This is a genomic window from Flavobacterium sp. PL002 (genome assembly GCF_054165825.1).
On sequence record NZ_CM135110.1, the window covers coordinates 4,118,735 to 4,144,936 of the forward strand.

Annotated in this window: 26 protein-coding genes; 22 read left to right on the top strand and 4 right to left on the bottom strand. The window is 33.3% G+C overall.

From position 1 onward, the window contains the following. Positions 1–49: 49 nt before the first annotated feature. The 3 genes from ACVEGE_RS18020 (at position 50) to ACVEGE_RS18030 (ending at position 2,811) form a co-directional block, all read left to right on the top strand. A complete protein-coding gene (locus ACVEGE_RS18020) occupies positions 50–748 on the top strand; it encodes a DNA alkylation repair protein (protein WP_173857025.1) in 699 nt (232 codons plus the stop codon). 21 nt (positions 749–769) lie between these two features. Then, positions 770–1,672, top strand: a complete 903-nt coding sequence (locus tag ACVEGE_RS18025; RefSeq protein ID WP_192501302.1) for a haloalkane dehalogenase — start codon at positions 770–772, stop codon at positions 1,670–1,672. A 203-nt stretch (positions 1,673–1,875) separates the two neighbouring features. Then, a complete protein-coding gene (locus tag ACVEGE_RS18030) occupies positions 1,876–2,811 on the top strand; it encodes a helix-turn-helix domain-containing protein (RefSeq protein WP_192501303.1) in 936 nt (311 codons plus the stop codon). Between the two features lie 75 nt (positions 2,812–2,886). On the opposite strand, the gene ACVEGE_RS18035 is transcribed toward ACVEGE_RS18030, so the two are convergent. The 3 genes from ACVEGE_RS18035 to ACVEGE_RS18045 all read right to left on the bottom strand — a co-directional run bounded on the left by ACVEGE_RS18035 (position 2,887) and on the right by ACVEGE_RS18045 (position 4,128). After that, positions 2,887–3,258: a Rossmann-fold NAD(P)-binding domain-containing protein gene (locus ACVEGE_RS18035; protein WP_225738145.1), complete on the bottom strand. Its 372-nt coding sequence runs from the start codon at positions 3,256–3,258 to the stop codon at positions 2,887–2,889. Next, positions 3,165–3,497, bottom strand: a complete 333-nt coding sequence (locus ACVEGE_RS18040; RefSeq protein ID WP_225738146.1) for a KR domain-containing protein — start codon at positions 3,495–3,497, stop codon at positions 3,165–3,167. The genes ACVEGE_RS18035 and ACVEGE_RS18040 overlap by 94 nt, the downstream gene beginning before the upstream one ends. Before the next feature lie 67 nt (positions 3,498–3,564). After that, entirely contained in the window at positions 3,565–4,128 is a 564-nt protein-coding gene (locus tag ACVEGE_RS18045) for a Crp/Fnr family transcriptional regulator (RefSeq protein WP_192501304.1), read from the bottom strand. A gap of 325 nt (positions 4,129–4,453) precedes the next feature. Between ACVEGE_RS18045 and ACVEGE_RS18050 the strand changes: the two genes are divergently transcribed. The 11 genes from ACVEGE_RS18050 to ACVEGE_RS18100 all read left to right on the top strand — a co-directional run bounded on the left by ACVEGE_RS18050 (position 4,454) and on the right by ACVEGE_RS18100 (position 15,960). Next, complete coding sequence (locus ACVEGE_RS18050) at positions 4,454–5,239, top strand: helix-turn-helix domain-containing protein (protein WP_458008591.1); 786 nt, start codon at positions 4,454–4,456, stop codon at positions 5,237–5,239. A gap of 262 nt (positions 5,240–5,501) precedes the next feature. Then, positions 5,502–5,696 (top strand): hypothetical protein, encoded by a 195-nt coding sequence (locus ACVEGE_RS18055; protein WP_173854018.1) that lies wholly within the window; start codon positions 5,502–5,504, stop codon positions 5,694–5,696. A 3-nt stretch (positions 5,697–5,699) separates the two neighbouring features. Next, the gene (locus tag ACVEGE_RS18060) at positions 5,700–6,317 is read left to right on the top strand and encodes a ferric reductase-like transmembrane domain-containing protein (RefSeq protein ID WP_173854017.1); all 618 of its coding nucleotides are present in this window, start codon (positions 5,700–5,702) and stop codon (positions 6,315–6,317) included. A gap of 78 nt (positions 6,318–6,395) precedes the next feature. Beyond that, a complete protein-coding gene (locus ACVEGE_RS18065) occupies positions 6,396–7,061 on the top strand; it encodes an aspartate/glutamate racemase family protein (RefSeq protein WP_173854016.1) in 666 nt (221 codons plus the stop codon). A 273-nt stretch (positions 7,062–7,334) separates the two neighbouring features. Beyond that, the gene (locus ACVEGE_RS18070) at positions 7,335–8,186 is read left to right on the top strand and encodes an SDR family oxidoreductase (RefSeq protein WP_192501305.1); all 852 of its coding nucleotides are present in this window, start codon (positions 7,335–7,337) and stop codon (positions 8,184–8,186) included. 297 nt (positions 8,187–8,483) lie between these two features. Next, positions 8,484–9,383 carry a helix-turn-helix domain-containing protein gene (locus ACVEGE_RS18075; protein ID WP_173854014.1) on the top strand — a complete coding sequence of 300 codons (900 nt, stop codon included), beginning with the start codon at positions 8,484–8,486 and terminating at the stop codon, positions 9,381–9,383. Between the two features lie 184 nt (positions 9,384–9,567). Further along, positions 9,568–10,581, top strand: coding sequence for an efflux RND transporter periplasmic adaptor subunit (locus ACVEGE_RS18080; RefSeq protein WP_108739709.1), 1,014 nt, complete (start codon positions 9,568–9,570; stop codon positions 10,579–10,581). Positions 10,582–10,604: 23 nt separating this feature from the next. Next, positions 10,605–13,805 carry an efflux RND transporter permease subunit gene (locus ACVEGE_RS18085; protein ID WP_225738148.1) on the top strand — a complete coding sequence of 1,067 codons (3,201 nt, stop codon included), beginning with the start codon at positions 10,605–10,607 and terminating at the stop codon, positions 13,803–13,805. A 23-nt stretch (positions 13,806–13,828) separates the two neighbouring features. After that, positions 13,829–15,094 (top strand): TolC family protein, encoded by a 1,266-nt coding sequence (locus tag ACVEGE_RS18090; RefSeq protein WP_192501306.1) that lies wholly within the window; start codon positions 13,829–13,831, stop codon positions 15,092–15,094. Between the two features lie 16 nt (positions 15,095–15,110). Next, positions 15,111–15,710: a TetR/AcrR family transcriptional regulator gene (locus tag ACVEGE_RS18095; protein WP_192501307.1), complete on the top strand. Its 600-nt coding sequence runs from the start codon at positions 15,111–15,113 to the stop codon at positions 15,708–15,710. Between the two features lies 1 nt (position 15,711). Further along, a complete protein-coding gene (locus tag ACVEGE_RS18100; RefSeq protein WP_192501308.1) occupies positions 15,712–15,960 on the top strand; it encodes a hypothetical protein in 249 nt (82 codons plus the stop codon). A gap of 285 nt (positions 15,961–16,245) precedes the next feature. Here ACVEGE_RS18100 and ACVEGE_RS18105 read toward each other — a convergent pair whose 3' ends face one another. After that, positions 16,246–16,758 (bottom strand): CIA30 family protein, encoded by a 513-nt coding sequence (locus ACVEGE_RS18105; RefSeq protein WP_458008592.1) that lies wholly within the window; start codon positions 16,756–16,758, stop codon positions 16,246–16,248. Between the two features lie 509 nt (positions 16,759–17,267). Between ACVEGE_RS18105 and ACVEGE_RS18110 the strand changes: the two genes are divergently transcribed. From ACVEGE_RS18110 to ACVEGE_RS18145, 8 genes are all read left to right on the top strand, one after another. Then, on the top strand, positions 17,268–18,527 hold the full coding sequence (locus ACVEGE_RS18110; protein WP_458008593.1) for a hypothetical protein: 1,260 nt from the start codon (positions 17,268–17,270) through the stop codon (positions 18,525–18,527). After that, positions 18,509–19,006 carry a TIGR00725 family protein gene (locus tag ACVEGE_RS18115; protein ID WP_192501310.1) on the top strand — a complete coding sequence of 166 codons (498 nt, stop codon included), beginning with the start codon at positions 18,509–18,511 and terminating at the stop codon, positions 19,004–19,006. The genes ACVEGE_RS18110 and ACVEGE_RS18115 overlap by 19 nt, the downstream gene beginning before the upstream one ends. Then, entirely contained in the window at positions 18,999–19,799 is an 801-nt protein-coding gene (locus ACVEGE_RS18120; RefSeq protein ID WP_192501311.1) for a polysaccharide deacetylase family protein, read from the top strand. Before ACVEGE_RS18115 ends, ACVEGE_RS18120 begins: the two co-directional genes overlap by 8 nt. Further along, entirely contained in the window at positions 19,786–21,402 is a 1,617-nt protein-coding gene (locus ACVEGE_RS18125; protein ID WP_192501312.1) for a M20/M25/M40 family metallo-hydrolase, read from the top strand. The genes ACVEGE_RS18120 and ACVEGE_RS18125 overlap by 14 nt, the downstream gene beginning before the upstream one ends. After that, the gene (locus tag ACVEGE_RS18130) at positions 21,403–22,833 is read left to right on the top strand and encodes an asparagine synthetase B family protein (RefSeq protein ID WP_192501313.1); all 1,431 of its coding nucleotides are present in this window, start codon (positions 21,403–21,405) and stop codon (positions 22,831–22,833) included. Continuing rightward, positions 22,830–23,492: a hypothetical protein gene (locus ACVEGE_RS18135; protein WP_192501314.1), complete on the top strand. Its 663-nt coding sequence runs from the start codon at positions 22,830–22,832 to the stop codon at positions 23,490–23,492. Before ACVEGE_RS18130 ends, ACVEGE_RS18135 begins: the two co-directional genes overlap by 4 nt. Before the next feature lie 259 nt (positions 23,493–23,751). Continuing rightward, positions 23,752–24,855: an MBL fold metallo-hydrolase gene (locus tag ACVEGE_RS18140; protein WP_192501315.1), complete on the top strand. Its 1,104-nt coding sequence runs from the start codon at positions 23,752–23,754 to the stop codon at positions 24,853–24,855. 285 nt (positions 24,856–25,140) lie between these two features. Then, positions 25,141–26,055, top strand: coding sequence for a helix-turn-helix domain-containing protein (locus ACVEGE_RS18145; protein ID WP_173857288.1), 915 nt, complete (start codon positions 25,141–25,143; stop codon positions 26,053–26,055). The last annotated feature ends 147 nt before the right edge of the window (positions 26,056–26,202 follow it).

The window sequence follows — 26,202 nt, forward strand, 5'->3', positions numbered from 1 at the left end:
AAATCTACATTAGCGAAAGAAGCCATTCCTACAAGAATTTTATAATAATATGCAAAACTATCTTCAAGAAATAGAAACAATCACTTCTAAAGCAGGTGAAACCGTTCCTTTACAAAGGAAAGCTTTTAATGCCGGCTTTAGTTTTAGCCTTTTAACTTTTAGTGAACAACTAGAGATATGGGATTTTATTTGGAAAAATACTCAAGAGTACAGAACAGAAATGTTTTGTTTGTATTTCTTGGAGGAGCATATTAGAAACAAAGAAGAAATGTTTGCTTCTTGGTCGACGATTAAAGTATGGCAAGACAAAATTAATCGTTGGGAAACAAGTGATAGTATTTCAAAAATATACGCGCAATTAGTAGAATATGATGCAGAACTAATTTTGCCAACGTATAAAAAATGGAATACTTCTAAAAACCCATGGCATAGAAGACAAAGCATAGTAGGTTTACTTTATTATAGCGCACATAGAAAACACTATTTACCTTTTCAAGTACTTATAGATTTGGTAGTACCTTTAATTTCTGACAAAGCTTATTATGTAGAGAAAGGAGTAGGTTGGACACTTAGAGAAATAGGAAATATATACCCTAAAAAGCAGGAAGGATTTCTATTTGAAAACGCAACTAAAATATGTGCTTATGGATATAGTGCAGGTACAGAAAAATGGGATAAAACAAAACGGGAAAAACTGAAGCAAATTAGAAAAGTGGGAAGAGTTTTAAACCGCAAAAGTTCAATTTAAAAAGTAAAAAAGTAAAAAAATATGACAAACAAAAAACAGATATCAGCAGCGTTTCCTTTTGAGTCTAAATTTCAAGAAGTATTAGATTCTAAAATGCATTATGTAGATGAAGGAGATAAAAATTCAGAACATACTTTTTTACTAATACACGGTAATCCTACATCAAGTTATTTATGGCGTAATATTATTCCGTATGTAAGTGCCTTAGGTCGTGTAGTTGTTCCAGATCTTATTGGAATGGGTAAATCTGACAAGCCAGATATAGACTATACATTAAAAGATCATATTGCTTATTTAGATGCATTTGTTGAAAAGTTAGGGCTAAAAAACGTCATTCTAGTAATACAAGATTGGGGTTCTGGTTTAGGTTTCAATTATGCCAATCAGCATAGAGAAAATGTAAAAGGAATTGTGTTTTTTGAAGCTATGGTTCAAGTTTCTTATTGGAAAAACACGACTAAAGAGACCGAAGCACTATTCAAAAAATTTCGTGACCCTGTAGAAGGACATGATATGATCGTTAAAAACAACTTCTTTATTGAAGCTATGCTACCCATGATGGCGGGCAGAGAATTAACTCAAGAAGAAATGGACCATTATCGAGCGCCTTATTTGGAAGAAAAGAGCCGTAAACCACTGTTTATGTGGCCTAGTCAAATTTCGTTTGATGGTGTTCCAAAATTCACTACAGACATTATTAATTCATACAATGAATACCACAAAAATTCTGACGTTCCTAAGTTGTTATTCTATGCAGAACCAGGTCTCATAATTAATCGAGAATTAGGTGAGCATATAGCTGCAACTTGGAAAAATATTACTGCAGTAGATTTAGGTGAAGGAAAGCATTATCTACAAGAATCGCATCCACACGAAATTGGAGAAGGTATTCTAGATTGGTACAAAAAAATATTAAATAAATAAAAAGATAAATCTAGATTTTAGTTTAAGCTTTTCTGTTATAATTGAAAATAACAGCTTACAACTACATATGAAAATAGCAGTTTAGAGCAAGTTTTACAATTTTGTTCTTTTCTTCTATATTTGTTTATAAACCGAGAATCATTAATTGCTGTTAACGCAAATACCTTATAGCCCCAAAGGCTGTAACTTTATACATTGGAAAAATGGAAAACAAAAAGGAAGAAAGTAAAAGCACATTTTTTAAGATTAAAACGATTAGTCAATTGCATGATGTTTTTGAATATGTAAAACCATGTCATCCTTTAATTACTGTTTTAGATTTGTCCAAAGTTGCTTTTACTGATGAAGTGGTGCATAAAAAAGTGAGTGTCCCTTTTTATAATATTACTTTAAAGACAAAAACATCGAACGCATTTAAGTACGGTCGAGACTTTTTTGACTTTACCGAAGGAGCACTATTTGGAGTAGGACCAGATCAAGTAATTGAGATCGATTATACATCCGAGAAAGGCGAAATGGAAGGCTGGTCACTTTATTTTCATCCGGATATAATACGTGGTTCTGGATTAATGGAAAAATTGACAGACTATGGTTTTTTTGGCTATGACACCAACGAAGCGCTTCATATTTCGGATAAAGAAAAGCAAACGCTAAATGGTATTGTTCTAAAAATCCAAGAAGAGTATAGCGCAAACCTAGATGAGTTTAGTCAAGATGTTTTGGTTTCGAATATCGAACTGTTATTCAATTATATAAAACGTTTTTACAACAGGCAGTTTTTGACTCGAAAGTCCCAAAACACAACGGTTCTTAGTCAGTTCAATGGTTTACTAAAGAGCTATTTTGAGTCGGAAGACATTCGTTTGAATGGCTTGCCTAAGGTGCATTATTTTGCTAAAAAATTGCATCTTTCGGACAGTTATTTGAGTGATTTATTGAAAAAGGAAACTGGTAAAAATACCCAAGACCATATTCATTTTTATATGATCGAAAAGGCTAAAAATTTATTGATTAATACGAATAATTCCGTTTCGGAGATAGCATTTAATTTAGGTTTCGAATATCCGCAATACTTTAGCCGATTATTCAAAAGCAAAACAGGACAAACTCCTGTGGCGTATCGCAAGCAGTTGAATTGATCCTAAAATTTAAAATAAACAAAAAAAAGGCGTTTGATTAAAATATCAAACGCCTTTTTCTATTTTCAATATTGATTAATAAGCATCAACAAAAAGTACTTGACCAGTGATGAAACCATCAACTGAACGCTCAAAAGCTTTCCCTACTAATCTACCAGGAACAGGTTCAAATCCAGGCATCATTTCACCATAAACATCCCAAGCTTCTTCTAAAACCGTTGGATTTATAGAGTTGATACGAATACCGCGAGGCATTTCAAAAGCCACACATTTAACAAACGTATCTATTGCGCCACTTGTAGTTGCATCGGCAATTGCAAACGGAATTGGTTTTGTATTTAAAATCCCTGTAATTAACGTGAACGAACCTTTATCAGCAATGTATTCTTGACCAATACGTACAAGATTAATTTCCCCATCATTTTGCTCATAATGGTAGTCATCCATTGTTCTTCGGTCATTTCAGTGAAATTAGCATATTCACAAACTCCAACAGTATTTACTACGGCGTCAAAATGGCCTACATCTTTGTATAACTTTCTTAATGATTCCTCACTTGTGATGTCTACTTGAAAATCGTAATCAGCAGCCGAACGTCCTGCAGTGATTACTTTATGTTTTCCTAAGCCGCTTAATGCTGCTTGACCCATTTTTCCGTTTGCTCCAATTAAGATTATCGTTTTCATATATTTTTTGTTTTAAAATTATATGCAAATTTATGAAGGACGTAAAGAGTAGGACTAGGACATTTGTCTAATAAGTGATATTGGCCCTAATGCGGCTTAGATGTCTTTGCGTAATTCCTAAATAGGAAGCAATGTGTTGCAAAGGTATTTCTTGTATAAATTTGGGTTGCTTGTTCAATAAATCTAAGTAACGTTGCTGTGCCTTATCTTTTTGATGGTTGAAAATCCAACTCTCAAGATCAACATACTCTTTTTCTGCAATGATTCTTAAAAATTCCAACCATTTGGTATTTGACTTGGCTAACTCTTCCAACTTCTTTTTTGGGATCGAAATAATCTCAGAATCGGAAATAGCTTGCAAGTTTTCCTGAGATTTGTTTCCAGATATAAATGACGAGTACGCCATTAATAAACTATTTTGAAAAGTAAAACAATAGGTAATTTGGTCGTCAGCATTCGAATAATAAAAAGACCGAAAAATCCCCGACACCACATAAGATAGATTGTCGCAAATTTCGTCTTGTTGCAAGAAAAAATCATTCTTTTTTATCGTTCTGTATTCACAAAGAGCTAAGAAATGGGTGATTTCTTGACTGGTAAATAGATTAAATTTTTGTAGATACTCTTCCATTTTAAGCCTTGTTTTTATGTTTCTCCCAATCGAATGTAACAATGCTGTTAATTCTCTTTTCAATTTGGGCACAATTTAGCAAAATCCATCAAACCATCTCCTTTTAATTCATTTTATGGGATCGAAAAGGCCCAAAATCTATTGTTGATATAGGAAGTAGTCAATTATCTTTTCGAATAGCAACTTTCAAAACCTTTTATGGTATCTTCTTTTTCCAATATTCCACAACGCCAAAATTTTTAGTAATTTGCAAAAAAAATAGCGGTTAAAAAATATTCCCAATATATCATTTCAAAGTGTAGAGAAATCAAAGGATTTTGAGTTTTTGAATCTATCCGATTTATTTGCCAGAATGCCCGATATTGTCGATCACAATCCTACACAACCACACCGCATATCTTTTTTTGCTTTATTATTAGTAACTAAAGGATTGGGTACCCACCAAATAGATTTACAAGCAGGCACAGTGCTTAAAATTGCCAAAGGACAAGTACATGCTTTTCAGAAAAACGCAAAATATGAGGGCTATTTGATCATTTTTACCGAAAATTTTGTGGTGAGTCACTTTTCGAAATCTTCGATAAATATGATTTCGCATTTGTACAATTACCATATTTCGTCGCCTATATTTAGTAATGAAGCGGGAAATAGAATCTTTTTGGACGAATTAATCGTAGAGGTAAAAAACGAAAATAAGTACGCCAAAGAAAACATAGTTGCTGCTTTACTCAACTTATACTTATTGCGATTGGAACGGGAGTTTAATAACACCTTAGAAAACAACAATTCGAACCATTACACTATTTTTATTCAGTTCAAAAACTTGGTTGAAGACCATTATACAAGCACTCGCAACGTAAAAGACTACGCCAATAAATTGTTTATTTCGACCAAACATCTCAACCAAGTAGTTAAAGAATTTACTCTGAACACCGCCAAACATTTCATAGACGATTTTGTGATTCTCGAAACCAAAAGAGCAATGGTGAGTTCCAATACTAGTCTTAAAGAAATCGCCTTTGCAGTTGGTTTTGATGAGGTAACCAATTTTACTAAATTCTTCAAAAAACATACAGATCTCACTCCTAAAGAATTCAAAACTTTATCATAGCCCAATTTCACCAATTTGTGTGTCGTTTGCTTAAAAATTAGCCCGTAGATTTTACTGATTTCAGCAAATCAGTCCCCCCCACCCTATTCTACTGCAATTTTAAAAATCTTCCTGCCTATTTTTAGTCTGAGGGGTCTTTCCTGATAAATAGAAATTATTACAGTAAAAAAAGTAAAGGCTTATATTTACCATTTTTAACCGAGGATTTACCTTTATAAAATGATTATATAGATGCAATTTTGTATAAAATAAATTAAAAATTATGAGTCAAGTAGCAGTTTGCCCAACATGTGGAGGAAATTCAAAAATTAAAGAAGCCAACGGAGAAATAACTTATCAAGCTATTCAAAATGATGAATTACTAAAAAAAGTTGGTCAATTAAAAAATGCGATGGAAAAATTCAAATTAAAAGCAGAAGCTTTAGAAAAAGAATTAGCAGCTTTTAAATCAAAATAGCAAATGAGTTTTATTAAAAAAAATTACGGTTGGATGCTAGTCGCATTAATTGCTGTCTTGCCGATCATTCCACTTTTAAATTTGGTTACCCTAAATTTTTCCAATGGTTTTTCGATTAGTTTGTCAGAAGGAACTGCTGGCGAAGGCAAGTCTTCCCTAGAAATGCTGTACCATATCTCGGGCGAGTTTGCCATAAGGTGGATGACAGCTGTGCTTAGCTGTACGCCCTTTTTTATACTGTTTGGGGTCAACAACTTATTTGTGCGTCAAGCCATGGGTATCGCAGCAGCCGTGTGGAGTTTTGTTCATTATATAATCTTTATTGCTGCCGAAGGATTTGCAGAAACCTTTACCGAAGCCAATTATATTGCAGGTTTTATAGCTGTATTAATTTTAATTCCGTTGTTTTTTACTTCAAATAGAAAAGCAATGAAGAAATTAAAAAAGAACTGGAAAAAAATTCAAACTTATGCTTACGGAGCTATTGTTTTGAGTTTGTTACACGTACTACTTCTCAAAAAAACTTGGCTTATTTATGGAATAATAGTAGGTATTGGATTTATTCTTCGTTTGCCATTCGTGAAAAATAAAATTATGCATTTTAGAACTAACAGAAATTAAATTTTAAATTTATCGGATAAACAAGATATGTATTTTACCTAAATAATAACGGTACTACATCTTAAATAAATAAAAAAAATGAGCAAAGCAACCGTTGGACTATTGGGATTGGGCAGTCACTCTACTTTGTACTACATCAAGGAGTTAAACCGATTGTATAATCAAAAAAAAGGCGGATACAGCACTTTTCCGTTTGTGATGATTAATGCCGATTTTGATACAATCAATCCGCTTTTGCCCAATACTTCGGAGGCTTTGGATGTCGTTTTGAAAGCGTATATAGATGAGCTCGAAAAGTTAGCCATTACTACTATTTTGATTCCGAATATAACGCTGCATGAAACCATTGACCGCTTAGCTATTCAGAAAAAAATTCTTCACCCACTAACTTTAGCAGTGGAAAAAATCCAGCAAAACCATTGGAGCACCATCGTTTTATTTGGTTCACTCCATTCTATGGAATCGAATTACATACGTTCGTATTTCAACGCCAAAGGAATAGAAATCCAACTTCCGTCAAAAGAAGACCGTTTGTTTATAGACGAAGTTCGAAAACTAACCTATGCCGAAACTGAAACCCCAGATTTGATAGCGTCCTACCATTCGATACTAAACAAATACACCAAAAATTTCCCCGTAATACTCGCCTGTACAGAATTGTCGATATTAAAACCAACCGACAATAACCGAATCATAGACATGGCACAACTTCAAATAGAACAAGCCATTTCACAAACAGAATAACAGTCTCAGATTTACCATTATTAGCCAAAGATTGATATAAACCACTAAGTAGAAAACTGTCATCTTTGTAATAGAATTTTGAATTCGATTAGTCAAATAAAATCAACGGAAAAATTCGTGCAATTAAATTAAGTACTGATAATTCGTGACAATTAGTGTAATTCGTGTCTAACTTTTTCAGCACAATCAAAGTAATAACAATATGTGTCCCCCTTTTTCAGCACAATACAATATAAAAACCGTGTCTCTTTTTGACAATAAATACAATATAATATGAAAATAGCAGTAACATCAGCAAGTGGACATTTAGGCGCTTCCATCGTCAAACACCTCAGTAACTTAATCGGAAAAGAAAACGTCATCGCCATTGCCCGAACAGTCGAAAAAGCAACCCACCTAGGCGTCGAAGTTCGAAAAGGCGATTACAACAATCGCTCTGAATTTGATGCAGCCTTACAAGGCATAACTACCGTTTTACTCGTTTCGGGCATGGACGAACCACAAAAAAGAATCGAGCAACACCGCAATGTGATTGAAGCCGCAAAAAGCGCAGGAGTCAAAAAAATCGTGTACACCAGTATCGTAGGTGCCGAAGAAAACAACGCTTTTAGCCCAATTGTTCAAACCAACAGACAATCCGAAAGAGACGTGCAAGAATCTAGATTATCTTGGGTTATTGGTCGCAACGGAATCTATATTGAGCCCGATTTGGAATATATAGACACCTATAAAAAAGACGGCGAAATTCGCAATTGTGCAAGCGACGGCAAATGCACCTATACGAGTAGGCAAGAGCTGGGTTACGCTTACGCGAAAATGCTAGTGGAAGACCAACATAACGGACACGTATATAATTTGGTTGGCAACGGCATCAACCAAGCCCAATTGGCAACCGACATAAATACGGTTTTTGGAACTGATTTGGTTTACAATTCCGTTTCTGTAGCAGACTATGCAACCGAAAGAAAAGCCGAGTTAGGCGATTTTATGGGAACCGTGATCGCAGGAATCTATGAAGGGATAAAAATGGGTGCCAACGATGTTCCTTCGGATTATGAGAAAGCAGCAGGAAGACCCCATATTTCTGCTTTAGAAATGATGACGAATTTTAAAAATAAAAAGTAAGCCTGTCTAATTTACAGTCTTTTGAATAAAAAGATGAAGGTTTAAAATTGGCTGTTTTTTCAATTAACGATAGTTACCAAGTTACTTAGAGTGATCTTCCTCCATAAGGTATTTGTATCAGTTAGTAAGGTAGAAACTCAGATGATGTCTGTTTCGCTAATTTAGTGATTTATCAACTCCTTCATTTCATTTCAATTCTATTCGGTCAATAGTAAAGCAATAATTGATTTTTCGATAGAAATAGTTCTATAGATAAATGTATTATCTTTGTAACCATCAAAAAAAACAAAATACCATATGCATCCATCTACAATAAAACACCATTCAACCAATGATATTGTTGGGCTTTTTGGGGACTTACCTCAAGAATCTGAAGGGCTGCATGTGTATATTTCGAAAAACGAATTCAACGAAATTCCGGTTAGTTATCCCTTTCGAACAGACAATCATACCTTCATGTTAATCCTTAAAGGCGAAGTTCACATTCAGCTGAATCTGATTCACTATGTGTTGGGTGCGAATGAAATGGTGGTTATAAAACCGCACACTGTAATGCATATCTTAAAAATGAGCATTGACTTAAAGTTGGTAGGCTTTTGTTTTTCGAATGAATTCATTCTTCAAAATAATTTTAAAAAGACAGATTATGATGCTTTGAATTTCTTCACAGCAAGCAACATTCCAAAATTGAAATTATCTAAGGAAGAAAGAGTGGCTACCCTTTCGTTGGCTAAACTATTGGCAAAAAATAACCAAACAACAGAGATTGCTATGCCTTTTCGAAAAGAAATAATTCGACATGGATTTATTACCTTAATGTATCATTTAGCAGCAATATTCAGAACCGCTCATCCTAATCTTGAAGCCGAGTTTTCTCGACAAGAAGATCTTACACTACGTTTTCTATCTATTTTGAATCTTAATTTCAAAAAAGAACGCACCGTGCAATTTTATGCCGATGAACTTGCAGTGACTACTGGTCATTTATCCAAAGTATTGAAAGATGTTTCTGGAAAAACAGCAAGCCAATTAATTGAGGATTCCGTAATCATGGAAGCCAGACTTTTGTTGGAAAACTCTTCTTTAACGATTGCTCAAGTCGCAGACGAATTGAAGTTTAGCGATCAGTCGTTTTTTGGAAAATATTTCAAAAAGCAAACCGGTTTTTCTCCTTCTAAATATAAAAACATCTCGTAACACGGTATTTAGACCAATAAACCAAGTGTAGAAACCTATTTATGGTAAATAAGTTACTATCATTATTTTTTAAATAATCGATATTGACCAAAACTCCCCTTTTTTAGACCTTTTGTAACAGCTAGTATTGTAGCAATTTTGCAGAGTAAATTTTTTTAAAATAAATACTCACATAATTGCCACTATGAAACAATTAGCTCTCTTAGCCACTTTTATTTTTTTACTAAATAGTTGTGCCGATAAAAAAGAAACAAAACAAGAAGAAATCGCTGCAAAGGTTAGCGTAAAAGAAATCACTACTACATCTGAAAATGAAACGCTTAACTACAGCGGAACAATCGAAGCAGACAATACTGTTTCGATAGGCTTTGCCGTTGCAGGACGAATCTCAAGCGTAGTTGTCGATGAAGGACAAAGAGTTCAAAAAGGACAGTTACTAGCATCAATCGATGCAACTACTTACCAAAATGCCTTTTATATCGCCAAAGCAAGCGCAGAACAAGATAATGATAATTATAAAAGATTGAACGGTTTGTACCAAAAAGGAAGCTTACCAGAACGTGATTTTATTGCCGTAAAAGTAGCTGTTGCTCAAGCAAATGCTAACAAAAGTATGGCTGCCAAAAATCTTTCTGATACCAAATTGTACGCTCCTTTCACAGGAATCATCACAACAAAATCAGCTGAAGTTGGTGCCACTGCTGCACCAAGTATTCCTGCATTTACCATCATGAAAACGGATAAAGTGTATGCAAAAGCTTCGATAACCGAGTCAGAAATCGCGAAATTAAAAATTGGTAAAGCAGCAACAGTAAGCATTGCTTCACTAGACAAAACTTTCAACGGTAAAGTAGATATTTTAAATCCAAGCGCTGACGAATTAACGAGAACCTTTAATGTAAAAGTGCGTTTGAACAACAGCGACAACCAACTTTTGCCTGGTATGATTAGTACCATCAAAATCGAAACAGGAAATGTTGTGGATGTGATTAGCATTCCTTCTGTAGCTATAGTTAGAAATGCAGACAATATCCTATTTGTTTATGTAGCAGAAAACGGAAAAGCGATTAAAAAAAGAGTCACTGTTGGTGATTTTAAAAACAATGATATCATCATTACTTCCGGATTAAAAATAGGCGATAAAGTGCTAATTGAAGGCCAAAAGAATGTAAAAGAAGGTCAGGCCATTAGCCTTTAATTTAACTGAAAGATAAGATAAAAATGAAAAAAGTAAAAATAAATTTCATAGAAGCCTCTATGAAATACCATCAGGTAACGCTTGTAATTACGGCACTTCTTATGATTTTGGGAATTTATTCACTAGCTACAATGGCGCGTAGTGAAGATCCTCAAATTACAGTACGTAAAGGGTTGGTTATCGCTGCTTTTCCTGGTGCAGACGAGGAACAAGTAGAAAAACAGTTGACCGATCAATTAGAACAATACTTATTTAGTTTTGAAGAAATTAGAAAAGAAAAAACATTTTCTGATACCAAAGAAGGTCAGGTTGTTGTTACTGTAGAATTAAACGAAAACGTAAAAGATACTGATCGATTTTGGTCTACTTTACAACGCGGTTTAAGTACTACTTTTCCACAAAATTTCCCAACACCTCCGGGGATGATTGGGCCGATGGTGAATAGTGATTTTGGAGATGTTGTTTCTCAAATGATTACGGTTTCTGCTCCTGGAAGAAGTTATGCAGAATTAGAAACGTATTTAGACCAGCTAGAAGACGGACTAAAAACCATTCCGGAAACGTCTAAAATTAAACGATATGGAGGACAAAAAGAACAAATATATGTTACTGTAAAAGATGAAAAATTAAGACAGTATGGATTTGATTTTTCTACGATTGCACAGGTTATTCAAAGTCAAAATAACACTGGTTTTGCGGGTGGAATAACATTAAAAAACTCGGAGGTTTCGGTATTTGCAAAAAATCATTATAAAAATGCAGCTGATTTAAGCAATCAAATTGTTTACAGCACAGCCGGAGGAAAAGTAGTGCGTTTAAAAGATGTTGCCACTATAGAACGCCGTTATGAAGAAACAGCCAGCTATATAAAAGTAGGTGACGATAAAGTGACCATGATTGCAATAGAAATGCAACCAGGAAACAATATTGTACAATTTGGTGAAAAGGTAGAACTAGCTTTAGACAAAATAAAAAAAGAGTTACCTCCAGATGTACAAGTGCAAACGATTGTAAATCAGCCAGAAGTGGTGAAAGAAAGTATAAGTCACTTTATGCTAGAATTTGCCATTGCCATTTTAGCGGTAATTTCAGTAGTAATCCTATTGCTTCCATTTCGATTTGCAATAGTATCGGCGGTTGCGGCTCCGGTATCTATTTTTATCACTTTTGGAATACTTAATATGATGGGTATCGAAATCCATCAAGTAACGCTAGCGGCCTTAATTATTGTATTAGGAATGGTGGTTGATGATGCCATTGTTGTAGTTGATAATTATATCGAAAAATTAGACGAAGGCGAAGATCCGTGGACGGCAGGCTGGCAAAGTGCGACACAATTAATGGTGCCTGTTTTTACAGCAACTATGGCTATTATTTGTTCGTTTTTACCTTTGGCTTTTTTCTTAAACGGAATTTCGAAAGAATTTATTCAAGCCTTACCTATTGCGGTGGCTGTCGCTTTATTTGCTTCCTTATTAGTAGCACTTTTATTAACACCTTATTTGTGTTACATCTTCATTAAAAAAGGATTAAAGGACAAAGAAAAAGATCCTAATAAGAAAGAAAGCATGTTGGATCGCTTGCAAAATGTATTCAACCGCATATTAGATATTTGTTTCGAAAGACCAAATGTAACCATGCTAATGGGGCTTTTGTCTATTTTCTTAGGATTTGGAGTCGCTTCACAATTAGAACAAGAATTATTCCCTATAGCCGAGAGAAACCAATTTAACATAGAGGTTTGGTTGCCAAATGGAGGAACTTTAGAACAAACAGAAGCCGTTGTAAAACGTGTGGAAGAAAAAATTAAGGGAGACGACAGAGTGGTAAATGTAGCCAGTTTTGTAGGGACAAGTTCTCCTCGTTTTCACTCCACATATGCACCAGAATTTCCACGAAAAAACTTTGCTCAAATATTCATTACCACAACAGGTAAAGATGCTACGACTGAACTAGCCGCAGAATATATGGATAAGTTTAAAAACTTTGTACCAGATGGTTACATAAGAGTGCGTCAATTATCTTTGAACGAAGCGCCTTCACCAATTGAAGTGAGAATCGTTGGCGATGACATGATTAAACAAAAAGAGGTAGCAGCGCAAATAAAAGAAATTCTTGGGGGTACCAAAGGGCTTAATTGGATTAGAACCACTTATCAAGACGATTATTTGGGTGCCAAAGTAGCATTAAAAGACGATGTTGCCAATAGATTAGGAGTTACCAATACTGCTGTTTCTCAAACTTTAGGTGCAGGATTAAAAGGATATCCGGTGAGCACTATTTATGAAGGTGATAAACCGATTGATATTGTAATGCGTTATGATGAAAATGATCGAAAAAATGTTGGTGAACTTGGGGCTTTAAATATTTCAACCGCTTTGGGGACTAAAGTTCCGCTAAGAGAAGTCGCTACTATTACTCCAGAATGGCATACGGGAGTTATTGCGCACAGAAACGGTTTACGTACACTAGCAGTACGAGCAGAAGCGCAATTGGGTGTGAAAGCAGCAACTATTCAAGCTGAAATTATGCCGAAAATAGAGGCCCTTAAATTGCCTGACGGAATCAGTATTAATTACGGTGGTGAATTTGAAAACATCAATGAAACAGGTCCTGGAATGGCTTCCTCAATGGGAATAAGTTTGATCCTTATTTTCTTAGTGCTCTTATTTCAATTCAAAAACTTCACAAAGGTATTAATCGTTCTTGCTACATTTCCTTTGAGTTTACTAGGTGCTTTTTTAGGGTTGTATCTTACAGGAAACCCTTTTGGATTTACAGCGTTTATGGGAGTGATTAGTTTGATTGGTATTGTGGTTCGTAACGGAATCATACTAGTTGATTATGCCGATGAACTAATCTTAGAACATGGCTATTCTAAATTTGAAGCCGCCAAAGCCGCCGGAAAAAGACGTATGCGTCCTATTTTCTTGACTTCTGTTGCAGCAGCGATAGGTGTAGTGCCTATGATTGCCGGAAAATCACCGCTATGGGCACCTTTGGGTAGTGTTTTAGCCGTTGGATTACTAGTTTCTATGGTAATGACCTTGTTTATTGTTCCTGTACTTTATTACAAATATGTAACTATTGAGGTGTCACCAGAAAAACATCCGCATCCTAATGCTGAAACTTTTGAACCCATTCTATACAAACCAAAACCTAAGAAAAACTATTTAGTACGTAGAATAAACGTCTTTAAATACAAATTAAAAAAAAGGAAATAATCATGTCTGCAAAAAATATAAAGATGGCAATAGTAGCTTTCACACTATTGGCTGCCAGCCTTACCACAAACAGCTTTGCTCAGGGGAGAAATCTCTCCCTTGACACTGCTAAAAAAGAGGCTTTATCGAACAATAAAAAAATCAAAAAAGCTACTGCTTCAATCGATGCAGCCACTGCCGCTGAAGTAGGTGCTTTTACAGTTAACAAACCAAGTGTAGAAGCGAGTGCGACTGGCCTAAATGTGGGTAAACCGTTGAGTACTTTGTTACCAGAGTACAATGCTAGTGTAACCTTGGGTGTGACACAAGTGATTTACGCAGGTGGCAAAATTAATACCGCCAAACAAATTAGTACTGCCGCAGTGGCGCTTTATACGTCACAAAAAACATTGACCAATAACGAAGTGCTTCTTGATGTAGAGACCACTTATTGGCAAATTATCAACGTCAAAGGTAAAATTGATTTGGCCACCAAGTCCAATGCAATGTTGAGTCAATTATTGAAGGATTTAAGTAACTCGTACAATGCCGGAATCATCTACAAAAATGATGTTTTGCGTGTACAAGTACAACTCAATCAAGCACAATTAAATTTATCGAAAGCTAAAGATGCTTTGACCATTTTAAATTTAAAAATGGCGCAATTAATTGGTTCGAAAGAAACTGAATTTACCATCGAAGATGCTGATATCGAGATTGATGCTATCGAAAGTCAGCTTTCGCAGGAAAACGCGATCGCAAATCGTCCTGAAATTAAAATAATTGAAAAAGCGGTTTCTATCGAAGAATTAAAATCAAAACTACTTGAAGCAGACAGAAAACCAACAGTAGCAATGAACGTAAGCGGATTATACGGTCTGGGCAAAGGAATTAATTTTGCTACAGGCGACAATAACTTTAGTTCGTACTATGCCATGTTGAGCGTGAAAGTTCCCGTTTTTGATTGGGGAGGTCGCAAACAAAAAGTAAAAGAACAAGATTTTAAAGTAGAAGCACAAAAATTTGAATTGGAACAAACTCAAGAATTAGTAGCTATCGAAATTGCAAATGCAAAACTTGACATGCTTCGTGCCAAAGAGCGTATAGAAATCACTCAAAAATCATTAGCGCAAGCAGATGAAAACTTACGATTAAATAATGACCGTTTTGATGCCGGAACGGTGATAGGAAAAGATGTTCTAGAAGCACAAGTGATGTGGCAAACCGCTTTCTCTGATGTGATTGATGCCAAAGCAGTTTTCAAAATTAGCGAAGCCAATTACAAAAAAGCGACTTCAAGTTTAGAATAACATAAAAATAATTGGAATGAAAAACCAAACCAAAAATCTAATATTGAAAAACGCTGCTGTACTTTTTTACAGCAGCGCAATCAATCACGTAACCCTAGATGATATTGCTTCAAAATGTGGGATTTCGAAAAAAACAATTTATAAGTATTTCGAAAACAAAGAAGATTTAGTCATTAAAACGATCCAAAAACAAGCCAAAATACTCAAGAAAAATATCAGTAGAATTCAGCAGAAAGGGCACAACGCCTTAGAAGAATTGATGCATTTTATTACCTATATCAACAAAAAAATGCATCGGGTTTATCCAATGGTCAAAAACGAAATTAAAAAAGGACCTGCCAATAGCTTTTTTAATGCCATCAATTATAACGACACTATCATTTTGCAGTTTATTGTCGATAATATCGAACACGGCAAACAACAAGGGTTGTACAAAGAACAAATTGATGCCCAAGAATTTTGTGAGTCTTATGATGTGCTTTCAAAAAGCATTTACTTCAACTATTATTTCACGGACCTAAACGTAAAAAAGAAATCATTTGAGTTTGTAAGTTCCTTATTTCTATATGGATTGGTAACACAATTGGGATTGGATTATTTGCAGATGACGTTATAAAATGAAAAAATCAAACGGATTCATAACCGGAACTATTGCAATATTTGTGTTAATTTTTGGGTTGTTAACGCTTACGGAGCCTTTGCAAACTACATTTAAAAAGCAATTGGAAGTAGCAAAATTACCTTCCCCAGAACTAACCTTATTCATGGCACAATCTACTTTAATTATGACGGCAGTGTTAACTCTGGCGTTCCTTATTTTATGGAATAAACTTTCTAAAGTAGTTGCCAATACACTGTTTTATTAAGCAAACGAAGTTGTTATTCGTGTACTGTTGACTATTTCAGAATTGCAATTCGGGTGCATTCTAATTGTTGAAGGCACAGAAAAATTTCCAAACTATAATTTCTTGCAAATCTGCGCAATCGAGTTGTTAATAATCAATTTTATTTCCTGTAAGGTTGTTTAGAGTGAATTAAACCATCATAATTCCTCATGCTATGAGAATTCAAGCCAAGGTTTATCTCAACTTTGTTTCTTTTTTAGACAGGTAAAATCCATGTAAGCAAAGTTATTTTTGCGATCAACTCCTTTACTTCAATTCTATTCGGTCAATGACGAGTTTGAATTGTTCCTTCTTTTTGTTGCCAATCAAAAAAGCAATTTCTTCAAAATGCGCATCCGAAAAATTGGGTTGTTCCAATGTTCTACCTCTAAAGGCAGGATACATATCTTGGAGCGAAATTTCGATTTCTTCCCACTCTCCCGAAGTCGAAAAAGGAGCAATGAACGAATGTGAATCTCCAGAATTAGTTTTTATCCTAAATTGATATTTTTTGCCATCACCTTTGAGTTTGATAACGATAGTGTTGTATCCTTCTGTTTTTACCTTTGGAAATCGATAGCGAACAGACGAAAAACCACCATTGTTTTCCAGTGAAATAGCACCTTCAAACACACCAAATCCATCCGAATCTAATGTAAAACTACCCGCCGAAACGCCTCCCATCACCACATCATCGACAACGCGCCAATCTTGAATGTTTGATTTTTTTGTAAAATCAAAAAGTAGCTGTGGAGGCATAGTAGAAAATAATGTCATCATACAAAGAAAGCTTTTCATAGTAATTAGTTTGGTGAAACAATTGTTTTAGCGATTGACTGGTTTTTACTCCATTGGTCGCTAATTTACAGCATTGCAACTGTTAGAGGTGCGGAAAAAATTTCGACAAATAGTTGCAAATATATCCTAGCCATCTGACTCTTTTGGCAATTACTACAAAATTAGGGCTACTTTAAGATAAATCCAATTCGAAATTGGTATTCATTTTGACATTATTTAATGAGAATCGCTAGTTATTTTTTGGAGCTATTTACTTCGTCAGTTCGCTTCTTTCGTTTCCTGCTATCCACTGTATCTTTATGGCTTTAAAAGCAGTCATAAAGGGTACCGTTGCTATCAGGGCTAAAATATAACATCTTGTTTTTTAGTATTACGATTTGTAGGAATAATTTAATATATTTGAAAAACAAATTGGTTTTGGCCAGCTCTCAAAACCAAAATTGAAAAAAACGAAAGATCAATTTCTTGCCACCGCCCTCAAATGTATAAGAATGACAAAAATAAATATCATATTTTCAACAAAAAGTGAAGAAAATACAAACAACATAATTGAAAGTATTGTAAAATCAAATTCTTTTGACAAGAACAAAAATTACATATTATCGATTGTAATATTTGACAAGACTATTAAACAAATTATTGAGAGTAAATTAGAGCGTTTTGCATTAAATATAAAAGTAATTGACCTTACTGCAATTAAGAAATTAGAGAAAAAGTATTCTCATTTTTTTAGTACAGCAAATTGTTCTACCAAAATCGACAGCATACAACGAGCAAGAATTCAACAACAAATTTATATTATTGACAATTTTGAAATATTTAAATACTCAGTTATCTGGCAAGTAGATGATGATATGCTTTTTGGCAGAAGTGAATTCAAAAACAATAACCATACTGTGAATTACACCACCAATTATTTTTCTGAAATTGTAAATATGTATCATAAAAATGAAAATATTGATGCAATTATTTCTCCTTCAACTTATGTGCCACCGATACCTTCACTACTCTATTGTCAAAGCCAATTAAATGCTTTCTTTAATGGAAAACACATACCTGAAGCAAAAATAATACAATCTGAATATCACGATTATTATAATCAAGCCAATCATGATACAAACTATTCAGTTCTTTTGTCGAACACAAAAGATAAAAAGACAATAGTTAAAAATATACTTATAGGAAAACCTATTACCAAAATTTCTTTTGTAAACAACATAAATGTTTCTCCAGAATTCACAATGTCCAAACTTTTAAGAGGTGGAAATTTTATCGTTTTCAATTCTGAAATTTTTCGCATACCACATTTAGGATTTTCAGAAAGTAATAACATCCCAGCTAGAAGAAGCGATATGATACATTCGCATTTATTAACCGAAATTGGATTTCAAATAAGAGATATTTCCTTTTTTAGTCTTGTACATAACTGCACTTTTAGCACTTCATCAATTGAAAATAGTTCTGAAAAATATTTTTCAGATATGATTGGTGCATTACTTGTTTCGTATTTGTATAAGGGAGAAACTGAATTTACAAATCGTTTACTCTTCTATCAGAAACACATTAAAAATATCTTAGAATTATTACATAAAAATATTAACAAGGATGAATTTAAAAACGAAATAGATCGATTAATAGAATTAGACATTCAAATCAATTCTTTTGATAGAAATCACTTTATTAATGAGTTTGAAAAGTTTATAATAACACAAGAAAAATTAAAATCACAGTTATGCAAATTGGCATCATAGGATCAAATAAAAGTCAATGCTCAAATGAGTTATATGAGTTTGCATATAACCTTGGCTTGCTCTTGGGTAAAAAAGGGAATACAATTGTTAATGGTGGAATGCAAGGAACTATGGAAGCCGTATCAAAAGGTGTTAAGGATAGTAAGAACATACTTAGTAAAACTGTTGGCATTCTTCCTTTTGATAATAAAGAAGCGGCAAATGAGTATTTAGATATCATCATTCCAACTGGAATTGGTTTTGCTAGAAACTCTGTAATTGTTTTGTCATCAGATATTTTAATTGCTTTAGGTGGTGGAGCTGGTACCTTAAATGAAATTAGTTATGCTTGGCAATTTGGAAAAAAAGTATTTTGCTATACAGGAACAGAAGGATGGAGTAAAAAGCTTGCAAATCAAAACTTAGACAATAGAAAAGACGGTTTACTCATTGGTTTTAATTCACTAGAAGAACTCTCTAAATTGATATTTAATGATTGAGATATTAATGTTCCATAGAGTTTTACCTAAATCAAAAATAGATTTAAATGATGCTTATTTTATTAGAGGCACGTTAATTTCGCAAGAAAGATTAGAACAGATTATACTTGAATATTTAAAAAAAGATTTCTATTTCAAAACTATATCAAGCCTGAATTATGACTCCAAAACAAATCAAGTAGCACTAACTTTTGATGATGGGTATACAGATAATTATTTGTATGCAAAACCTATTTTAGAGAAATACAATATCAAAGCTACTTTTTATCCTGTAATTGGTTATTGCAAAGAAAATACAATTGCGCCTTTAGATTATTATTACCATTATGTCAATGAAAATATAACGATAGACAACAAAGAAAATTGGATTATAGGTAATCAAAAAAAGACGTTCTTAAATTACTCAATCACGCAACAAAAAGAGTTTGTAAAAACTCTAAAAAAAATAAATAATTCAAAAAACAGAGTGTCTTATATGTCAACACAACAATTAATAGAATTAGATAGTTTAAATCACGAAATTGGTGGCCATTCTCTATATCACGATATATATACAAAACTTGACGAAAATGAAATTAGAGAAGATATTAGAGAAACAAAACAAATGCTATCTAATATAGGAATTGAAATAGAATCTTATGCTTATACAGATGGTCAATACAGCTCTACTATAATTGAAATTTTGAATAATGAGAATATAAAATTTGCGTGTGCTATAAAATCAAAAAAACTTACAAATGATGGTCACTATGAATTAGAAAGAAAATTTATAACCGAGAATGAAATTATCTAAAAAAGAAATTAGTACATTTTTTGACATTATTCAGGTCAATAATAATTTAAGAGATACTTCACTAGATTTTTTAAACCTTATTATTGAAGGTGTTGCAAAGTTTATTCCTTGGCAAAACATTTCTATGATTGAAAATGGTTTGGGTAAAATTCCAACCTTTGAAGATATTAAAGGAAATATGCTTTTAGGAAATGGTGGTATTTGTTTAGATATAAATAGATTTATGTTTTACCTTTTGACTGAAATTGGTTATGATGTTCAATACATTTTATGTGGCAGAATAAATGCTGAAAAACGGCATATCGCAATTATTACTTATTTTAACGGAAACCCTTATTTTATCGATTTTGGAGATGCTCAACCCTATTATAAAGCGCTTAATGTTCACGATAACAGAATTATCACAAGAGGTACGACTGAATATCAATTTCAAAACAAAGAAAATGAATATCAATTATTGATAAAAAAAAATAATGAATGGAATGTAAGTTATGTCTTTAACTTCCAACGATACAACGAGATCGATTTTGCTTCCTTTATTCAAAAATATTATACCGACATTAATTATGGTCCTTTCTGGAAAGCAGTTCATTTTGCATATTATCCAAATAAGAAGCTAAGAGCTATAAAAGGAATGACGATTTTGGTAGAAAAAGAAAATGGAGTAATATGCACACTTAAACATTCCAATTTTGAACAATTTAATATAAGTTTAAAAAAATATTTTGATAAAGATATTTTAGTCAAATTTAGATTTTATGAGAATTTCATTAAATTAGAAGAAATAACACAAAAAAATAACATGATAAACACACTTAAACAATTTATTGCATTTGAAACAATTGCAAATGATGAAAAAGCTAACAGTCAAGGAATTGAATTAGTTAGCGATTTATTAAAATCTATAGGATTCAGTATCTCGATTGAGGGAGATAGTCCATTCAAGCAACCAGTTATTATTGCAAAGCATACCAATAAAAATTCTACCAAAAAAGTAACCCTATATTCACATTACGATGTAGAAAAAATACACAAAGAAGAAAAATGGAATACGGATCCTTTTGTATTGGTAGAGAAAGACGGCAGGTATTATGCAAGAGGAATTGCTGATAATAAAGGCGTCTTGTTAAGTCGTATATTCTCATTGATTGAACTAAAAAAGAATGATGAAGAATTACCAAATATTCTGTGGATAATTCAAGGAGAGGAAGAAGTAGCCGGACAAACAACTTTTGAAGTAATCCCAAAACATATTGAAGAATTCAACTCGAAAATTTATGTTGAAGAAACAGGTGTATATCAAGACAATGTTCCCGTAATATTCCATTTACCTGAAACTAAAAGTAGGCCAGATTTTATTGATGATATGAATAATGCTATTTACGACGGTACAGCAATCTATGCGAATAGACATCTAAATAAATTTACTAAATGTCCATTTATAACTAACATTCCTAAAGATGCTTATTATGTTGGATTTGGTCCAAATGACAGTTTATGTAATATTCATAGAGATAACGAAAGTTTGAGTATTGAAAAGCTAGTGAAGCATAATGATGTCTTTAAAAAATTTATAAAATGGATAAATAAAACTGAAATATAAATGTGTGGCATAGTTGCAATCATTGGTCATCATACAGAAACGGACTGTTCAAATGCTTTATCTAGAATTAAACACAGAGGATTAGATAATACAAAAATTTATAATTCTGAAAATATTTCAATAGGTTTTAACCGTTTAGCAATAAATGACAAAACAAACAACGGAATGCAACCCTTTAAATATAAAAATTTAATAGGAGCATTTAATGGTGAAATTTTCAATTCAATTGAGCTAGCAGATAAATACGGAATAACAGTACATTCTAAATCTGATATCGAAATCATTTTACCGTTATTCGCTGCCATTGGTGTCGATATTATAGATGTTATAGATGGCTTTTATTCTGGAATAATATACAATAATGAAACAAGTGAAATTTTTACGATAAGGGATTATATAGGTAAAAAGCCATTATTTTATGGTAAAACCACAAAAATAGAATTTGTTAGTAGCGAACTCAAATCCTTTAACAAAATACAATCCTTTGAATTTATACCTAAAGGATTTTCTGAGATTATAAATCATAAAATTATTTCATTAAAAAAACATTCGTTTCCTGTTTTAGAAAGGTCAGTATTAAAAAAAACAATTGATGAATCTGTAAGGAAGAGAATTCCTCTCAATCGTGAAAAATTTGGCGTTTTTCTAAGTGGTGGTTTAGATAGTTCAATTATTGCTTCAATCGTTTCAAAGTATTCTACAAATACAATTTATTATACGTTAGGGAATGAGGGAAATGAAGATATTGCTTTTGTTAAAAGATTAGGTAAATATTTAAAAATAGAAAACCAAATTAAATACATTTCATTACCTAAAGAAGAGGAAATAGGAAAATTAATTGAACAAGTAGTTTATCATACAGAAAGTTACAATCCTTCAATTATAAGTAATGGTTTAGCAACTTACTTATTATCAAAATCTGCGAAAAATGATGAGCTAAAAGTTTTGATTTCTGGTGAAGGAGCAGATGAATTATTTTGTGGTTACAAGATATCCGAAAACATTATCGAAACGCGAGAAATGAGTAATATTCTAATAGAAAATCTACATTATACAGAATTACGACGACTAGATTTATCATCAATGGCAAATACTATAGAAATTAGATGTCCTTTTTTAGATAAAAAAGTGTACTCTATTTCAAAAAAATTACCAACTGCAGATTTGAAAGACAAACAAATTTTAAGAAATATATTTGGTTCTGATCTGCCTAAAGAAATTATTGAAAGAACAAAAACATCTTTTGATGTTGGTTCAGGCGTTAGAAAATTAGTTGTCGAATATCTAACGAAAGATAACAAAACAGAAAGGGAAACATTAAAAGAAATTTGGAGTAAGTTTTTTGACTTAAACATATCTAATAATGAATACTATCACCAATATCCTGTTTTTGATAAATCAATAACCAAAAGAAGCATCAGTCACAAATGAATTTAATTAATAAAATAGAATCACTATTGTTCGAAGAGTTTAAAAGTGTACCTTTTCATAACCTTTTTATGCTCAATAATATTGAAAATAAAGATTTATCTTTAGGTGGAACTTGCTCTGACAAGGTGCTTCATTTTAGAGAAATTCTTAAAAATAATGGAATTGAAACAAAGTTACACTCATCATTTATTAATAATATAGAGTGTCATAGGATGCTTTCCGTATCGATTGAAAATCAAAATTACTTTATTGACATTGGCTCGGGTTGGCCATCATTAAAATTATTTCCTGAATTTAAACCCGTTGAATATTCTGTTTACGGTATGAGTTTCAAAACTGAAATATTTGAAAGTAAACTTATTATTTACCATAAAATTATGGGGGATTATAAACAAATGATTGAAGTTCCTTTTTTTACTAAATCAGAATCTAAAATTCTAAGTGATATAGAAAACCGATATAAAGATAATTCCATTTATCCATTTCATAATAGTTTGAGATTTTCAATAATTAAAGATGATTCATTTTACTTTATCAAAGAAAATGTATTAAGAACATATAATGACGTAAAGATCATTGATAGAATACTTAGCAAAAGCGAAATTAATAACTTATTGAGAAATGAATTTGGAATTAAGGATATAAAATGTCCATGCTAAAGTCATACATAATGAATGTTCATATATGATAATAGTTTCATCAGTTCGTCAACGCAGAATTACATTCTGTACCCGTAAACTAAAGACACTACTCGACCATAGGAAGTACCAACAATAGCCATTTAAATTCAAAAACTATAAAATTCAGCAATACGCATACAACGAAAAGTAATTAGTATACAGCTACAAGATATAATTCGTCTAATTTTGTCCTATAATAATGAAGAACAAAATATTGAAACGAATTATAACAAAAATCATGATAGCAATCCTTGCACTTATTAGTCTTTTGGTGGTGGTATATTTGGCTTTTACGAATTTCTATCCCAATTTTGGAGGAGATGTTTCGAAAGAAAAACAGCTCGTGTACCAAAAATCGGCACAATACAAAAACGGAAAATTTAATAATACCAAGGCCGTTCCCAAAGAACTTAGCTTTTCGGAAAAGTTAGATGTGGCTTATTATTTTTTTACTACCAAAGTAGAAAATGGCCGCCCAAAAGAAGATTTGAAAGTCCAAAAAATCGATTCGATTGATGTAGCCGATTACAAAGGCAAAGCACGATTGGTGTGGTTTGGACATTCGGCTTTCTTACTGCAAATAGATGGCAAAACGATTTTGCTAGACCCGATGTTTGGTAAAGTAGCCGCACCGCACCCAATGCTTGGAGCGGACCGTTTTAATGCCGAATTACCTATCGCTATCGAAAAATTACCGCACATAGACGCCGTGATCTTCTCACACGACCATTACGACCATCTCGATTATGAAACGGTCATGAAGATAAAAGACAAAACGAAACACTTTTACACACCGCTAGGCGTTGGAGAACACTTAAAAGCCTGGGGAATTCCCGCTTCTAATATATCCGAACTCGATTGGTGGCAAGATATTCAATTTGATAGCTTAACTTTGAGTTGTACACCAGCCCAACATTTTTCGGGTCGAAAGTTAAACAATGGGCAGAGTACGCTATGGTGTTCGTGGGTGATTCAGTCCAAAGAGGAGAAATTATTTTTTAGTGGTGACAGCGGCTACGCATCGCATTTCAAAGAAATTGGTGATAAATATGGCCCTTTCGATTTGGCTTTAATGGAATGTGGGCAGTACAACGACAAATGGTCCGACATACACATGATGCCCGAAGAAACCGCTCAAGCAGGAGTTGATGTTCAAGCTAAAAAAATCATGCCGATACATTGGGCAGGTTTTAAACTAGCAATGCACGACTGGAAAGACCCAATTAACCGAGTGCAAGCCAAAGCCAAACAGCTAAATCTAGAAGTAATCACGCCCAAAATTGGACAAGAAATTCTAGTACAAGGAAACAGTACCTACAGCAATTGGTGGCAAAACTTATAACACGCAAGGAAAATAGGTACGAAGATGACGCAGATTCGCTATCGCGAAGACACAGATAAAGACAGATTTCTAATCAATAGTATTATGCTTTTAAACAGTCCTATTGTCAGTTCGAGCGAAGTCGAGAACCACGTCTTGCATCTCGACTGCGCTCGATTTGACAAAATCATAGTGCATTTGTTAAAAAATCCGTTTTTATCAACGTTTGAAAATCCGTTTAATCCGCGTTCCATTTTTGCTCAATGTTGCTACAAAGAAACAGTCATTTAATTTTATTCGAAAGCTATGAAGGAAATCATCAACATAAACACCATCTCTGAACTGCATGACTTTTTTGGTTTAGAAAAGCCAAAGCATCCCTTGGTTTCGGTGGTTCGTTTGGCCAAAGAGTTAAAGGATTTAGATATCGAAAAATTCAAATATTCTGTAGGCTTGTACCAAATTAGCCTAAAAGACAATTGCCCTTTTACCATCACCAATTACGGCAGAAACTCCTATGACTACCAAGAAGGGTCAATGGTTTTTATGGGACCGAATCAAGTTTTGGAAGTCGAAAAACAAAATGTAAATCGCGATGATACCGGCTGGAGTATCGTTTTTCACCCGGATCTAATTCGAAAATCAACTTTAGGAAAGCAAATAGAAAAGTATTCTTTTTTTGAGTATTCATCGAATGAAGCATTGCATCTTTCAGACGAAGAACGAAGAACGGTAACTGAAATAGCCTTGAAAATCGAACGAGAATTCAATAGTAATATTGATGCACACAGTCAAACCTTAATTATTTCGAACCTCGAACTGTTGCTTAACTATTGCGTGCGCTTTTATGACCGTCAGTTTTTTACGAGAACCAATTTGAATCAAGATTTTGTGAGTCAGTTTGAGAATGTTTTAAAGGAATATTACAGAGCCAATAAACAAATCGAATTAGGGATTCCAACAGTACAATACTGCGGGCAAGCGATGAACATGTCCTCTAAATATTTAAGTGATTTGTTACGAAAAGAAACGGGTCAAAGTACGCAAGACCACATTCATCAATATATCATAGAAAAGGCCAAAAACCAATTGCTTAATTCTAATGAAAGTGCTAGCGAAATCGCCCATGCATTGGGATTTGAATACCCGCAATACTTTAGTAAAATGTTCAAAAAGAAAACTGCAATGAGCCCAAACGAGTACAGACAAAGCTTGAATTAAGCAACGTTCTGTTTGGATACATCCAAATAATCCGGTTTTTACTGTAATTAATTTATGCTTTTGCCTTTTACAATTTGGCATCAGTATAGCTGACTATTGCCAAATAAGAACCACAAATCCTTAGCAATTAAAACAAAAAATAAAATA

Coding starts and splice junctions, on each gene's coding strand:
- ACVEGE_RS18125 (WP_192501312.1), top strand. CDS start 19,786: ATGAAATTATCTAAAAAAGAAATTAGTACATTTTTTGACATTATTCAG.
- ACVEGE_RS18065 (WP_173854016.1), top strand. CDS start 6,396: ATGAGCAAAGCAACCGTTGGACTATTGGGATTGGGCAGTCACTCTACT.
- ACVEGE_RS18080 (WP_108739709.1), top strand. CDS start 9,568: ATGAAACAATTAGCTCTCTTAGCCACTTTTATTTTTTTACTAAATAGT.
- ACVEGE_RS18085 (WP_225738148.1), top strand. CDS start 10,605: ATGAAAAAAGTAAAAATAAATTTCATAGAAGCCTCTATGAAATACCAT.
- ACVEGE_RS18105 (WP_458008592.1), bottom strand. CDS start 16,758: ATGATGACATTATTTTCTACTATGCCTCCACAGCTACTTTTTGATTTT.
- ACVEGE_RS18090 (WP_192501306.1), top strand. CDS start 13,829: ATGGCAATAGTAGCTTTCACACTATTGGCTGCCAGCCTTACCACAAAC.
- ACVEGE_RS18115 (WP_192501310.1), top strand. CDS start 18,509: ATGCAAATTGGCATCATAGGATCAAATAAAAGTCAATGCTCAAATGAG.
- ACVEGE_RS18120 (WP_192501311.1), top strand. CDS start 18,999: ATGATTGAGATATTAATGTTCCATAGAGTTTTACCTAAATCAAAAATA.
- ACVEGE_RS18145 (WP_173857288.1), top strand. CDS start 25,141: ATGAAGGAAATCATCAACATAAACACCATCTCTGAACTGCATGACTTT.
- ACVEGE_RS18075 (WP_173854014.1), top strand. CDS start 8,484: ATGCATCCATCTACAATAAAACACCATTCAACCAATGATATTGTTGGG.
- ACVEGE_RS18135 (WP_192501314.1), top strand. CDS start 22,830: ATGAATTTAATTAATAAAATAGAATCACTATTGTTCGAAGAGTTTAAA.
- ACVEGE_RS18040 (WP_225738146.1), bottom strand. CDS start 3,497: ATGAAAACGATAATCTTAATTGGAGCAAACGGAAAAATGGGTCAAGCA.
- ACVEGE_RS18095 (WP_192501307.1), top strand. CDS start 15,111: ATGAAAAACCAAACCAAAAATCTAATATTGAAAAACGCTGCTGTACTT.
- ACVEGE_RS18055 (WP_173854018.1), top strand. CDS start 5,502: ATGAGTCAAGTAGCAGTTTGCCCAACATGTGGAGGAAATTCAAAAATT.
- ACVEGE_RS18130 (WP_192501313.1), top strand. CDS start 21,403: ATGTGTGGCATAGTTGCAATCATTGGTCATCATACAGAAACGGACTGT.
- ACVEGE_RS18020 (WP_173857025.1), top strand. CDS start 50: ATGCAAAACTATCTTCAAGAAATAGAAACAATCACTTCTAAAGCAGGT.
- ACVEGE_RS18110 (WP_458008593.1), top strand. CDS start 17,268: ATGACAAAAATAAATATCATATTTTCAACAAAAAGTGAAGAAAATACA.
- ACVEGE_RS18045 (WP_192501304.1), bottom strand. CDS start 4,128: ATGGAAGAGTATCTACAAAAATTTAATCTATTTACCAGTCAAGAAATC.
- ACVEGE_RS18030 (WP_192501303.1), top strand. CDS start 1,876: ATGGAAAACAAAAAGGAAGAAAGTAAAAGCACATTTTTTAAGATTAAA.
- ACVEGE_RS18070 (WP_192501305.1), top strand. CDS start 7,335: ATGAAAATAGCAGTAACATCAGCAAGTGGACATTTAGGCGCTTCCATC.
- ACVEGE_RS18060 (WP_173854017.1), top strand. CDS start 5,700: ATGAGTTTTATTAAAAAAAATTACGGTTGGATGCTAGTCGCATTAATT.
- ACVEGE_RS18140 (WP_192501315.1), top strand. CDS start 23,752: ATGATAGCAATCCTTGCACTTATTAGTCTTTTGGTGGTGGTATATTTG.
- ACVEGE_RS18025 (WP_192501302.1), top strand. CDS start 770: ATGACAAACAAAAAACAGATATCAGCAGCGTTTCCTTTTGAGTCTAAA.
- ACVEGE_RS18100 (WP_192501308.1), top strand. CDS start 15,712: ATGAAAAAATCAAACGGATTCATAACCGGAACTATTGCAATATTTGTG.
- ACVEGE_RS18035 (WP_225738145.1), bottom strand. CDS start 3,258: ATGGATGACTACCATTATGAGCAAAATGATGGGGAAATTAATCTTGTA.